This is a genomic window from Mycobacteroides abscessus ATCC 19977 (genome assembly GCF_000069185.1).
GTDB classification, from domain to species: domain Bacteria; phylum Actinomycetota; class Actinomycetes; order Mycobacteriales; family Mycobacteriaceae; genus Mycobacterium; species Mycobacterium abscessus.
This window is the reverse complement of the sequence record NC_010397.1, coordinates 2671495-2683903: the sequence shown is the minus strand read 5'-3', so window position 1 is coordinate 2683903 and position 12409 is coordinate 2671495. Positions and strand designations below refer to the sequence as shown.

The following is a 12409-nucleotide window of genomic DNA, read 5'->3' as shown; positions in this document are numbered from 1 at the left end:
ACAGGTAGAGCACTGTGACTGTCGTGAATCTGGCATACATCCCCAGTCCACCCCAAGGGGTTTGGCATCTTGGGCCGATCCCGATCCGCGCCTACGCACTGTGCATCATCGCGGGCATTGTTGCCGCGTTGATCATCGGTGATCGTCGGTGGGAGCAACGCGGTGGTGAACGCGGCGTCATCTACGACATCGCGCTGTGGGCCGTGCCCTTTGGACTGGTCGGCGGTCGGCTCTATCACGTGATGACCGACTGGCAGACGTATTTCGGCGCGCACGGCAAGGGCATCGGCAAGGCGATCGCGGTCTGGGAGGGTGGCCTTGGTATCTGGGGCGCCGTGGCGCTGGGTGGAGTTGGCGCCTGGATTGCCTGCCGCCGCCGGGGAATTCCGCTCCCTGCCTTCGCCGATGCGATCGCGCCGGGCATCGTGCTGGCCCAGGCCATCGGCAGGTTGGGCAACTACTTCAATCAGGAACTCACCGGCGGACCCACCACGCTGCCGTGGGGGCTGGAACTGTTCTATCGTCGTTCGGCCGACGGTACGGTTGATGTCCTCAATCTCAATGGAGTGTCTACCGGCGAGGTCGCCCAGGTCGTGCACCCGACCTTCCTCTACGAATTGTTGTGGAATGTCCTCGTTTTCGTCTTGCTGATCGTCGTGGACCGGCGCTTCAAAATCGGACATGGGCGGCTGTTCGCGATGTACGTCGCGGCCTACTGTGTGGGCCGCTTCTGTGTCGAGTTGATGCGCGTGGATCCGGCGACGCAGTTCGGGGGAATCCGGGTGAACTCGTTCACCTCGACGTTGGTATTCGTCGGTGCCGTCGCCTATATCTTGCTGGCACCCAAGGGGCGTGAGGATCCAGCGACCTTGGGTGGCACACCCTCGTCAGCCGATGGGGGCGATGACACCGCGGAAACCGAGGCAACAGCCGATACCGAAGACACCGAAGACACCGAAGACGGAGTCACCGATGCTCCCGAGGCTGACGCCACGGACAAATCTGTGGACGAGTCGGCCGACAATTCTGGCATTGTGGAGAAATGACCGAGAGCACTCCGCCTCCATTCGGAACGCCTCCGCCGGTGCCCCCTGCGCCCGGCGTCCCGTACCCGCCGCCGTATGTCGATCCCGCCGCCCCGTACGGGCGTGACCCCGCCACCGGGGCACCGTACTCGGATAAGTCGAAGCTGGTCGCGGGCCTCTTGCAGCTACTGGGCCTAGTGGGGTTCCTGGGCTTTGGCCGTATCTATCTGGGCCAGACGCTGCTGGGCGTCGTGCAGCTCCTGATCGGTTTCGTGACCTTCGGGATTGTTGCGGTCATCTGGGCGATTGTGGATGCGGTGTTGATCTTCGGCGGCAAGGTCACCGATAAGGTCGGGCGCCAGCTTCGGGATTGACGTGTGCGAGAATTGAGGTGACCGGGACGGCCCGGTCATTCTTTCGCCAGGGGACGGCCTCACCGAATACGGAGGTATCTCTCATGGTGTGGTTGGTCCTAGTTCTCGCGGGTCTGCTCGAGGTGGGCTGGGCCATCGGCCTCAAATACACCGAGGGTTTCACGCGGTTGTGGCCCACGGTCGGAACTGTCGGCTCGATGATCATCAGCATCGCGCTGCTGGGCATCGCGATGAAGAGTCTGCCGGTGGGCACCGCGTATGCGATCTGGGTCGGTGTCGGAGCCGTCGGGACCGCGATCCTTGGCATCGTGCTGTTCGGCGACTCCGCCAACGTTTGGCGGCTGCTTAGCCTCGGATTGATCGTGGCAGGGATCATCGGCCTCAAATTGGCGACCTGACAACGCAAACCGTTGAAGGTAACCGGTGAGTGAATCGTGCCCGCGCTGACTCGTGAGTAGGTGGCACCCCGACTATGCTCAAAAGTCGTGACGAGACGCGGAAAGATCGTTTGTACCCTCGGTCCTGCGACCGGTTCGGCCGAGCTTGTGCGCGCGCTCGTCGAGGCCGGTATGGATGTCGCACGGTTGAACTTCAGCCACGGCGAGCACGCTGACCACGAGCAGAACTACCGCTGGGTGCGCAAGGCATCCGATGAGTCCGGGCGGGCGGTCGGCGTGCTCGCCGATCTTCAGGGCCCCAAGATCAGGCTGGGCAGATTCGCTACCGGGTCCGCCCACTGGGCCACCGGCGAACAGGTCCGGATCACCGTTGAGGACGTGGTAGGCACCCCGGACCGGGTTTCCACCACCTACAAGCAGTTGGCGGCGGATGCTGCCGTCGGCGACAGGCTCCTGGTCGACGATGGCAAGGTCGGCCTGACGGTCGAAGCAATCGAGGGCGATGACGTCGTTTGCCGGGTGACCGAGGGGGGACCGGTCAGCAACAACAAGGGGTTGTCGCTGCCGGGCATGAACGTCTCGGTGCCGGCCCTTTCCGAGAAGGACATCGCCGACTTGGAGTTCGCGCTGCGGCTCGGCGTCGATCTCATCGCCCTGTCCTTCGTGCGCTCGCCCAGCGATGTGGAGCTGGTGCACGCCGTCATGGACCGTGTGGGACGCCGCGTGCCGGTGATCGCCAAGCTGGAGAAGCCGGAGGCCGTCGCCAACCTCGAGGCGATCGTGTTGGCCTTCGACGCGATCATGGTCGCCCGCGGGGATCTCGGTGTGGAGCTGCCGCTGGAAGATGTGCCCATTGTGCAGAAGCGGGCTATCCAGATCGCTCGGGAAAACGCGCGCCCGGTCATCGTGGCCACCCAGATGCTCGAGTCGATGATCGAGAATTCGCGGCCCACCCGCGCCGAGGCCTCCGATGTGGCCAACGCGGTCCTGGATGGTGCCGACGCCGTGATGCTGTCGGGGGAGACCTCGGTGGGCAAGTATCCGCTGGAGGCGGTGCGGACCATGGCCCGCATCGTGTCCGCGGTGGAGAGCCATTCGGTGAGTGCGCCGCCGCTGACCCATGTTCCGCGCACCAAACGTGGGGTCATCTCGTACGCGGCACGCGACATCGGGGAGCGCCTCAACGCCAAGGCCCTGGTCGCCTTCACGCAGTCCGGCGATACCGTCCGCCGGCTGGCCCGGCTGCATACTCCACTGCCGGTGCTGGCCTTCACCCCGCTGCCGGAGGTGCGTAGCCAGCTGGCACTCACGTGGGGGACGGAAACCTTCATCGTCCCGGTCATGGAGACCACCGACGGCATGATTCAACAGGTGGATACGGCATTGCTGGAGATGGAGCGCTATCAGCGGGGAGATCTCGTGGTGATCGTCGCGGGCGCCCCACCCGGGACAGTAGGCTCGACCAATCTGATCCACGTGCACCGGATCGGCGAGGACGACCACTAGGAGCTCAGCATCAGCAACGCACCGGACTTCGAACAGCTTCTCGCGCTGCTGGAACTGAAGAATCCCGAGACAGATGTGTTCGTCGGTGGGCATCCGACTGTCAATCCGCCGCGCACCTTTGGCGGGCAGTTGATGGCGCAGTCGCTCGTGGCTTCCGGGCGTACCGTGTCGGAGAAGCTCTCGCTGGCGGCCATCTCGACCCACTTCGTCAACGGCGGCGATCCCGAACTGGACATCGAGTTCCGGGTGCAGCGGTTGCGGGACGAACGCAATTTCGCCAATCGGCGTGTTGATGCGGTCCAGGGTGATCTGTTGCTGTCCTCGGCCTTGGTGTCGTATCTCAAGGATTCACCGGGCCTGGAGCACGCCGTGAATCCACCGGTGGTGGCAGATCCGGAGACATTGCCGTCCATCGATGAGCATCTGGTCGGCTATGAAGAGACCGTGCCGATGTTCGTGGCTGCGCTCAAACCGATCGAGTGGCGGTACGACAACGACCCCGCTTGGGTATTGAAGGCCAAATCGCAACGGCTGGAACATAATCGGGTTTGGATGAAGACCCATGCCGCTCTGCCCGATGACCCGGTGCTGCACAGTGCGGCGCTGGTCTACTCCTCGGACACGACGATATTGGACTCGATCATCACCACTCATGGGCTGTCCTGGGGCTACGACCGGATATTCGCCGCGACAATCAACCACAGTGTGTGGTTTCACCGCCCACTGCGGTTTGATGACTGGGTGCTGTATGCCACCGAGTCGCCGGTCGCCTCGGCGGGCCGGGGAATGGGTGCAGGACGGTACTTCGATCGCGACGGAGCGTTGCTGGCCAGTACTATCCAGGAAGGCATTGTCAAATACTTTCCGGGGCGGTCATGATTCGAATTCTTTCTCTGCTGGTGCTGGTTCTCACCGTTATCACCATCATTTCCATCATCAAGGATCCCGTGAAGCCCAATGGCGAGAAGCTCCCGTGGGCCGTCATCGTGCTCGTATTTCCCGTCTTCGGACCCATATTGTGGTTTGCCATCGGGAAGAGTGATCCCTCCGACCGCTGGTAGTTCCAGGCGTATCCTGGGTGTGAACGTGGGCATCAGGGGAGGTGCTGAATGTTAGAACCGGCAGCGGCCACCACACCGGTGCGCATTGCCGAACGCATTGCCGTCCATAGTGATTCGCGGCCCGCGCGTTTCGTAAGTGCCGCCACGCTGCTGTTGGTGACGGGCTGGCTGGTGCTTCTGGTCGCCCATTCCGGATATCTGAGGCACCCCGATTTCGACGAAATCCTGTGGCCTCTCACCGTGCTGTTCTGTGTCGGATTCATCGCGCGGGGCATCTTTCTCGGCCGGCCGGTGACCTATGGTCACGCGGCGTGGGCGGGGGTCGCCGTGATGACCGCGTTGGGTGCGAATGTGCTGCAGTTCGAACGGGTAGGCGAGGCATTGGTCGTGGCGGCAGGTCTCATCCTGATGTGGCCGACATCGGCGCGGCCGCAGCCGGAGGCGCTGGCGCAGGTCAGCGCCTTGATCGACAAGACCAGTGACGATCCGTTGGCGGTGTTCGCCATGCATTCGCTGAAGTCGTACTACTTCAACGCGGACCGGAGCGCGGCCATTGCCTATCGGACCCGCGCCGGGTTTGCCGTGGTCGGTGGCGATCCGATCGGCGACGAGTCTCGGTTCCCCGCGCTGGTCCGCGACTTCGCCGCAATGTGCCGATCGCACGGCTGGCGCGTCGCAGTCCTGGGGTGCAGTGAACATGCCTTGCCGTTGTGGACCGACTCCCGGACAGTCGGCCACCACCTGCGCGCGGTGGCCGTGGGCCGCGATGTCGTCGTCGACGTGCAGGCATTCGACTTGGTGGGTCGCAAGTACCGGAACCTGCGTCAGGGCGTTCAGCGCACCCGCAATGCCGGGATCACCACCGAGGTTGTCGATGAGCGAGCTCTCGACGGTGCGCTACGCGCCGAACTTCAGCAGGTCATGGAGCTTTCGCATGGAGGCCGGTACGAGCGGGGATTTTCGATGCTCCTCGACGGTGCGTTACTCGGGCGGTATCCCGGCATTCGGCTGATCATTGCCCGGGACAATCTTGGCGTGGTACAGGGATTTCATCGCTATGCCACCTCCGGCGGCGGCACCGACGTTTCCCTGGACGTCCCCTGGCGGCGGCCCGGCTCTCCCAACGGGATAGATGAGCGACTGACGGTCGACATGATTTGCCGCGCACGGTCGGAAGGCGCCCGCCGCTTGTCCCTGGCCTTCGCGGCCTTCCCGGAGATCTTCGCCGAGAAGGACCGCACCCGCCCGCAGCAGATCTGCTATTCGGCGATTCACATGCTCGATCCACTGATCGCACTGGAGTCTTTGTACCGCTATCTGCGTAAATTCCACGCGCTCGGTGAGCGGCGATACGTGCTGGTACAGATGTCGACGTTGCCGCTGGTCGCGTTCGCGTTGCTGAGTCTGGAGTTCATGCCCCGGTTGCGGGTCAACGTGGCTAGGGGGCCTGCCGCGTAACAGGACATTAACGTCGGGAAAACGCGCACGAATTGGGCGGTGGACAGGCTGTCCGCGTGACCGACACTCTCGACACGACTGCATCCGCACCCGTTTCGTCTGCTCCGTCCAGCCACGACGTCGCCGAAAGCGCAGCCCTCCGGGAGACGTTGGAGGACTACACACTCCGTTTCGCGCCCAGGCGTTTTCGGCGCTGGAGCCCTGCCGTCGTCGGAGTCACCGCCCTGGGCGGAATCGCCTACCTGGCTGATTTCGCGATCGGTGCCAACATCGGAATTTCCTACGGCACCGGAAATGCCCTGTGGGGAATCGGTGTTTTCGCGGTCATCATCATCCTGACCGGTATCCCGTTGTCCTATTACGCCGCCCGCTACAACATCGATCTCGACTTGATCACGCGGGGAAGCGGATTCGGCTACTACGGCAGCATCGTCACCAACATCATCTATGCGACATTCACCTTCATATTCTTCGCCCTCGAGGGATCGATCATGGCCCAGGGGCTCAAACTCGGGCTGGGCGTACCGTTGCCGGTCGGATACGCGATGTCCACCATCATCATTATTCCGCTGGTGATCTACGGGATGAAGGCGCTCTCGGTACTGCAGGTGTGGACCACCCCGTTGTGGCTTGTCATGATGGTCATCCCCTTCGTCTACCTTCTTGTGCGTCATCCGGATTCGATCGGCGCATTCTTCGCATACGGCGGTAAGGATGGGCAGGGGGTCAACCTGGGCTCGATCATGCTCGCGGCGGGCGTCTGTCTTTCCTTGATCGCCCAGATCGCCGAGCAGATCGACTATCTGCGGTTCATGCCGCCGAAGACCCCGGAGAACAGCCGCCGGTGGTGGACAGCGATGTTGTTGGCCGGCCCCGGTTGGGTACTTTTTGGTGCGATCAAGCAGGTGATCGGGCTGTTTCTGGCGGTCTACCTCATCGCCAACGTGGCGGGCGGGGCCACGGTCGCCAACCAGCCGGTGCATCAGTTCCTGGAGATCTACCAGAACATGATGCCGCACTGGCTTGCGATCACCCTGGCGGTGATCCTCGTGGTGATCAGCCAAATCAAGATCAATGTCACCAACGCGTACTCGGGCTCGCTGGCGTGGACCAATTCTTTCACCCGCATCACCAAGCACTACCCGGGCCGACTGATCTTTGTACTGTTCAACCTGCTGATCGCGCTGGTTCTGATGGAAGCCAACATGTTCGACTTCCTCAACACCATCCTCGGGTTCTATGCCAATTGCGGTATGGCTTGGGTGGTGACCGTCGCATCCGATATCGCGATCAACAAATACCTGCTCAAACTCTCACCCAAGGAACCGGAGTTCCGGCGAGGCATGCTCTACGACGTGAACCCGGTCGGCTTCGTGTCGATGCTGCTCTCGGCGGGTATATCGATCCTGGTCTTCTTCGGGGTGTTCGGCGCGACCATCCGTCCTTATTCGCCGATCGTGGCGGTTGTCATCGCCTTCGTGCTGCCTCCGATCCTGGCACTGGTAACCCGCGGCAGGTACTACCTGCGGCGCAGCGATGACGGTATCGATCTGCCCATGTATGACGAGTACGGCAACCCGTCCGGGGAGTTGCTTCACTGCGCGGTGAGCGGCATCGAGTTCGAGCGTCCCGACATGCTTGCCTCGGCCAAGCCCGGCCCCAATGGCGAGGTTCAGTACGTCTCATCGCTCAGCCTGGCGACCGACCGGATCGGTGAGCATGTGCTGCCCGCCGATCCGCCCAGACCGTAGCGATCAGGGCTTGGAGGTGCCGGCCTTCTCGTTCATCCGCTTCTCGAAATCGTTCTGGCACTGGGTGGCCTTGGCCTGATCGCCTTTGACATCGGACAGGCAGCTAATGAAGTCGTTGAGACCGGCCGACTTCATGAATACCAGGGTGAAAACGAGAATCGTGGCGGAGAGCAGGACGGCGAGGCTGCCCAGGGCGATGCCTGCGATCGCGACACCGCGGTTATCGGCGACTGCGCGTTTGACCCTGAGCAGGCCGGCGATTCCGAGAACGACAGCAACGAGACCACCGAACAAGCCGCCAAACACCGTGCAGGACAACAGCACGGAAACTATACCGATCACCAGCGCACTCAGGCCGAGACCGTTTTTCGGGGCCGGCGGAGGTACCGGAACGCCGGGCGCGCCGTATGGGTACGGGTAGGGGAACGGCGGCGGATAGCCGCCGGCTGGCTGATACGGCGGGGGCGGAGGTGGCGTTTCCGTCATACCTGCACTGTATCGCCGAGCTGGATGCGAAGGCAGCTCACTGAGTCGGGTAGATGATGGGTGGCCACCACCACCGTCCGCCCCGCCAGTAGGGAACTGTTCGCGTTCAACAGCTTCCGCATAATGCTGTCAGAGTCGCGTCCGTCGAGATGTTCCGTCGGTTCATCCAAGAGCAACACAGGCACCCGGGACAGCAGTGCGCGCGCGAGCAGTATCCGTCGGCGCTGCCCGCCCGATACGGACCCGGCGCCTGCGGTCATCACCGTGTCCAGTCCTTGCGGCAATGACTCGAGCCAGGGGCCCAGACCCACAACGGACAATGCGTCCACCAGGTCGCCGTCGGGCGCATCACCACGCGCGACGAGGAGATTGTCGCGCACGGTGGTGGCGAACAAGTGCGCGTCCTCGGCGAAAAACCGGATAAGTCCGGGGAGTTCGGCGGCGGGGAGGTCCGCGAGTGCGTCGTTGCGGACGCGAATGGTGCCCGAGACCGGCCGGGTGAGTCCGGCAAGAGTCGTGAGCAACGACGTCTTGCCGATGCCACTGGCACCGGTGACCGCCATCCTGGCTCCGGCCGGTAGCCGGAAAGACAGCGGCCCTGATACGGAATTGCCAGTATGCCAATGGAGTTCGCTACATTCGACGGCTGCGCCGGCCGCTGCGCTGGGCATTACGTCGGTAGGCTCGGCCCCCCGGCCGTCGGGTGCCAGCTCCTGCAGATGCCGCGCCGAGGCCCGTGAGCGGGCGATGCCAACGGCCGCGGCGGGCAACGCGGTCGAAGCCTCAAATGCCGCCAGCGGCAGCAAGACCAGGATAGCCAGTGTCGTGGGTGCGACATGGTTCGCGAGTTCGACTGCTGCGGCCAACGCCCCGACCGAGGCCATGCCGACGGCGATCGTCGGCGCCGCCGCCGACCAGGCGGCAGGAGCGGCCGCCCGGTCCTGGGCCGCGGCCCACTCCCCACGGCGGTGGCGCGCCACCTCGAGCTGATGTGGTAACAGTCCTCCCACCCGCAGTTCCGGTGCGTGATCGAGGATCTCGACCGCCGTCTCGGAATGCAGAGCACGTGCCCGCGCTCCGCGCGTCTCCCTGGCCCTGGCTGCACGCGCTGCCAATGCCGGCGCCAGCACGTCGGCGACGAGCAGGGCACATGCCATGACGGCGGCGGCAGGTATGGAGATCAATGCGACTACTGCCGTCGCGGCAATTCCGAGCACGGCGGCCACGGCTGCGGGAATGACGCTGCGGACCACGGTCTCGGCCAGTTCGTCGATGTCGGTACCGATACGTTCGAGCACCGCCCCCTTGCGAAGCCTGCCGGCAGGGCCGCCTGTCAGCCGCGCATACACATGCGTACGGACGGTGGCCGCGCCGCGCAGCGCGATATCGTGACCGGCGAGCCGTTCGCAGTACCGCCAGATGCCGCGCGAAATGCCCAACGCGCGTACCGCCACCACGGCGACCGACAAATCGAGTACCGGCGGCATCTGCCAGGCGCGGGTGATCAGCCACGCCGATAAACCGGCTAGCCCGAGAGCGCTTCCCAGCGCCAGGACACCGAACATCACGGCCATCGCCAGCCGTGCGGGCCGCACATGCAGCGCGAACAGCCAGTGGCGCAAGGGATCAGAGGTTCGCGGCATGCCTGGCCTGCACTGTGAAAATTTCATCGGCGGCGGCAAGTACCGGAGCCCGGTGGCCCACCAGGACCACCGTCGCGCCCTGCCGGGCACGCGATACCAGCGCGGCCAGCACCGCGGCCTCGGTATCGGCGTCGAGATGGGCGGTGGGCTCATCCAGCAGCAGAATCGGCCGGTTGGTGCCCAGGACCCGGGCCAGAGACAATCGCTGGCGTTCACCCAGCGACAGTCCGGCACCACCGGTGCCGAGTCGGGTGTCAAGCCCGTGTGGTAGCGCCGCAACGACCGTGTCGAACTGGCTGTCAGCGAGCGCGGACTCCAGATCTTCCAGCTGCCCGAAGATTTCGAGGTTCTCCCGGACGGTGCCGGGTATCAGCACCGGTCGTTGCGGCAGCCATCCGATCATCGACCACCAGGTGTCACGCTCGATCTGCTCAAGCGTCATGCCGTCCAGCAGAACCCGGCCGGTCGCTGGTACGGCGAGACCTGTTATCGCGTGTAGCGCGGTCGACTTTCCCGCGCCGTTGTGACCGGTCAATACCGTGACAGCACCGGGTCGGATCGTCGCCGTCAACTCCCATGGCGCATAACCACCTCTGTCCAACACGCTGATCGCCTCCAGCCCGATGGTCGGCCGGCGCGGTGGCGCCTGCACGGGCGCGGCGACGGGGCCGGGCATAGACGGTGTCAGAGTGTCGAGCAATTCGAAGGCCCTGTCGGCGGCGGCCGTTCCGTCGGCGGCACTGTGAAATTGAATGCCCACCCGGCGCAACGGCCAATACACCTCCGGCGCCAGGATCAAGACGGTCAGCGCGGTGGTGAGGTCCAGATGCCCGAACACCAACCGCATGCCGATGCTCACCGCGATCAGGGCCACGCTCAGTGTCGCGATCATTTCCAGGACCATCGCAGACAGGAAGGCCACGCGCAGGGTGGCCATCACCGAACGCCGCTGAGCGGTGCCGAGTTCGGCGATGCGGCGCAGCGGTGTCGCGGTGCGTCCCAGCGCACGCAGCGTCGGAATACCCGCGATCAAATCGACGATCTGTCCGGTGGCCGCGGTCGAGGCGGCCAGTGCCGTCGCGGCGCGATCGCGCGTGAGCAGGCCGATGAGAATCATGAACACCGGTATCAGCGGCAGGGTTATCGCCACGATCAGCGCCGACCTGATATCCGACAGCGCGATGACCACCGCCGCTGCCGGCGTCACGATCGCGGCGCTGAGCAGCGCAGGCAGGTATCCCGCGAAGTAGGGCCGCAGGTCGTCGAGTCCGCGGGTCAGTACCTCGGTAGCCGAGTCTCGATGCTGTTCCAGATCGCGCGGTTGCACCTGGGCGACCGCCGACAGGAGTTGATCGTCGAGGTCGGCGATGACCCCCGTCGCACCCCGCTCGCTGAAGCGGACCTGCACACCGTGCGCGAGCGCCCGCAGGGCCCAGAGCGCAGACAGGAGAATTATCGGTTGCCACATGTGAGGCAGGTCGCGTGCGGCGGGGTTGGTGATCAGCTGGGAGAGGGCTTGCGCCAGCACTATCGCGATCACGAGCGTGCATCCCGTCATCACCAGCTCGCACAGCACCGTCAAGAACAGGTACCGGCGGGCGGGCGCGCTGCGACGCCAGAGCCGGGGATCGACCGGAGCGCCGCGCGGCCTCGTCATCGCACGGTCAGCCCGACCGGATCGGGAATCTGCTCGGCCGAGATGCGCTGACGGAATACCCAATACGTCCAACCCTGATAGACGAGTACGACCGGCGCGGTAATGGCCGCCGCCCAACTCATCACCTTGAGCGTATAGGGACTGGAAGACGCGTTGACGATCGTCAAGTTGTAGGCCGGATCAAGGTTGGACACAATGAGATTCGGGTACAGCGAGCCGAAGAGCAACGCCACCACCGCGACAACGGTCAGGCATGTACAGGCGAAGGCCCAGCCATCCCGAGAAATGCGTGAAGCCAGCGCCGCCGCCACCAAGGACAGCGCGGCGGTGCCGAGGGCGATCCATGTCCAGCTCGCGCCATAGGCCAGCTGCGTCCACAATCCGTAGCCGCCGGCGCCGACGATCACCGGCGCCGCGAGTTTGCGTGCCCATGCGACCGCGTCGTCGCGGACCACTCCGGAGGTTTTCAGGCAAATGAACAGGGCACCGTGAAGGGCGAAGAGCCCCACGAAAACCACACCGCCCAGCAGGACATACGGTCTGAGGACATCACCCACTGTCAGCGTGAGCTGTTTGGCACCGTCCACCGGGAGTCCGGCAAGCAGCGACGAGAACGCCACACCCCACAGCAATGCAGGTATCCAGGAGCCGATCGCGATCCCGAGATCGCACCGGGCGCGCCAACGTGGGTCGTCGATTTTTCCACGCCATTCGATGGCGACGATCCGGACGATCATGGACACCAGAATCAACAGCAGTGGGAGGTAGAGCCCGGAGAACACGGTCGCATACCAATGTGGGAACGCGGCGAACATGGCGCCCCCGGCGGTGATCAGCCAGACCTCATTGCCGTCCCATACCGGACCGATCGTGTTGAGGACGGCCCGCCGCCGACGGTCGTCACCGCGGCCGAGCGGATGCATGAGCATGCCGACGCCGAAGTCGAAGCCTTCCAGTACCAGGAAGCCGAGGAATAGTACCGCCACGACGACGAACCAGAACTGTTGCAATGCAGTCGGATTCATGCCGAAGAACCTCCTTACGTAGCTG

12 protein-coding genes are annotated in these 12409 nt (G+C 64.1%); 8 read left to right on the top strand and 4 right to left on the bottom strand.

Annotated features, from left to right (window positions below):
• Nucleotides 1-14: 14 nt before the first annotated feature.
• From lgt to MAB_RS13380, 8 genes are all read left to right on the top strand, one after another.
• Nucleotides 15-1046: a prolipoprotein diacylglyceryl transferase gene (lgt, locus tag MAB_RS13415; RefSeq protein WP_005075865.1), complete on the top strand. Its 1032-nt coding sequence runs from the start codon at nucleotides 15-17 to the stop codon at nucleotides 1044-1046.
• Nucleotides 1043-1399 (top strand): NINE protein, encoded by a 357-nt coding sequence (locus tag MAB_RS13410; protein ID WP_005132930.1) that lies wholly within the window; start codon nucleotides 1043-1045, stop codon nucleotides 1397-1399. Before lgt ends, MAB_RS13410 begins: the two co-directional genes overlap by 4 nt.
• A gap of 83 nt (nucleotides 1400-1482) precedes the next feature.
• Entirely contained in the window at nucleotides 1483-1797 is a 315-nt protein-coding gene (gene sugE, locus MAB_RS13405) for a quaternary ammonium compound efflux SMR transporter SugE (RefSeq protein ID WP_005111167.1), read from the top strand.
• Nucleotides 1798-1884: 87 nt separating this feature from the next.
• Nucleotides 1885-3303, top strand: coding sequence for a pyruvate kinase (gene pyk / locus MAB_RS13400; RefSeq protein WP_012296575.1), 1419 nt, complete (start codon nucleotides 1885-1887; stop codon nucleotides 3301-3303).
• Between the two features lie 9 nt (nucleotides 3304-3312).
• Entirely contained in the window at nucleotides 3313-4182 is an 870-nt protein-coding gene (locus MAB_RS13395) for an acyl-CoA thioesterase II (RefSeq protein WP_178051513.1), read from the top strand.
• A complete protein-coding gene (locus MAB_RS13390; protein WP_005082187.1) occupies nucleotides 4179-4364 on the top strand; it encodes a PLD nuclease N-terminal domain-containing protein in 186 nt (61 codons plus the stop codon). The genes MAB_RS13395 and MAB_RS13390 overlap by 4 nt, the downstream gene beginning before the upstream one ends.
• 48 nt (nucleotides 4365-4412) lie before the next feature.
• Nucleotides 4413-5822: a bifunctional lysylphosphatidylglycerol flippase/synthetase MprF gene (locus MAB_RS13385; RefSeq protein WP_005111163.1), complete on the top strand. Its 1410-nt coding sequence runs from the start codon at nucleotides 4413-4415 to the stop codon at nucleotides 5820-5822.
• Between the two features lie 56 nt (nucleotides 5823-5878).
• A complete protein-coding gene (locus MAB_RS13380; protein WP_005111162.1) occupies nucleotides 5879-7573 on the top strand; it encodes a purine-cytosine permease family protein in 1695 nt (564 codons plus the stop codon).
• Between the two features lie 3 nt (nucleotides 7574-7576).
• On the opposite strand, the gene MAB_RS13375 is transcribed toward MAB_RS13380, so the two are convergent.
• The 4 genes from MAB_RS13375 to cydB are packed head-to-tail and all read right to left on the bottom strand — an operon-like array spanning nucleotide 7577 to nucleotide 12384.
• Nucleotides 7577-8059 (bottom strand): DUF4190 domain-containing protein, encoded by a 483-nt coding sequence (locus MAB_RS13375; protein ID WP_005111160.1) that lies wholly within the window; start codon nucleotides 8057-8059, stop codon nucleotides 7577-7579.
• A complete protein-coding gene (gene cydC, locus MAB_RS13370; protein ID WP_005111158.1) occupies nucleotides 8056-9702 on the bottom strand; it encodes a thiol reductant ABC exporter subunit CydC in 1647 nt (548 codons plus the stop codon). The genes MAB_RS13375 and cydC overlap by 4 nt, the downstream gene beginning before the upstream one ends.
• Nucleotides 9686-11359, bottom strand: a complete 1674-nt coding sequence (gene cydD, locus MAB_RS13365) for a thiol reductant ABC exporter subunit CydD (RefSeq protein WP_005114396.1) — start codon at nucleotides 11357-11359, stop codon at nucleotides 9686-9688. The genes cydC and cydD overlap by 17 nt, the downstream gene beginning before the upstream one ends.
• A complete protein-coding gene (gene cydB / locus MAB_RS13360) occupies nucleotides 11356-12384 on the bottom strand; it encodes a cytochrome d ubiquinol oxidase subunit II (protein ID WP_005111154.1) in 1029 nt (342 codons plus the stop codon). Before cydB ends, cydD begins: the two co-directional genes overlap by 4 nt.
• Between the last annotated feature and the right edge of the window lie 25 nt (nucleotides 12385-12409).

Coding starts and splice junctions, on each gene's coding strand:
- cydC (WP_005111158.1), bottom strand. CDS start 9,702: ATGCCGCGAACCTCTGATCCCTTGCGCCACTGGCTGTTCGCGCTGCAT.
- MAB_RS13410 (WP_005132930.1), top strand. CDS start 1,043: ATGACCGAGAGCACTCCGCCTCCATTCGGAACGCCTCCGCCGGTGCCC.
- sugE (WP_005111167.1), top strand. CDS start 1,483: ATGGTGTGGTTGGTCCTAGTTCTCGCGGGTCTGCTCGAGGTGGGCTGG.
- MAB_RS13385 (WP_005111163.1), top strand. CDS start 4,413: ATGTTAGAACCGGCAGCGGCCACCACACCGGTGCGCATTGCCGAACGC.
- cydB (WP_005111154.1), bottom strand. CDS start 12,384: ATGAATCCGACTGCATTGCAACAGTTCTGGTTCGTCGTCGTGGCGGTA.
- cydD (WP_005114396.1), bottom strand. CDS start 11,359: ATGACGAGGCCGCGCGGCGCTCCGGTCGATCCCCGGCTCTGGCGTCGC.
- MAB_RS13390 (WP_005082187.1), top strand. CDS start 4,179: ATGATTCGAATTCTTTCTCTGCTGGTGCTGGTTCTCACCGTTATCACC.
- MAB_RS13375 (WP_005111160.1), bottom strand. CDS start 8,059: ATGACGGAAACGCCACCTCCGCCCCCGCCGTATCAGCCAGCCGGCGGC.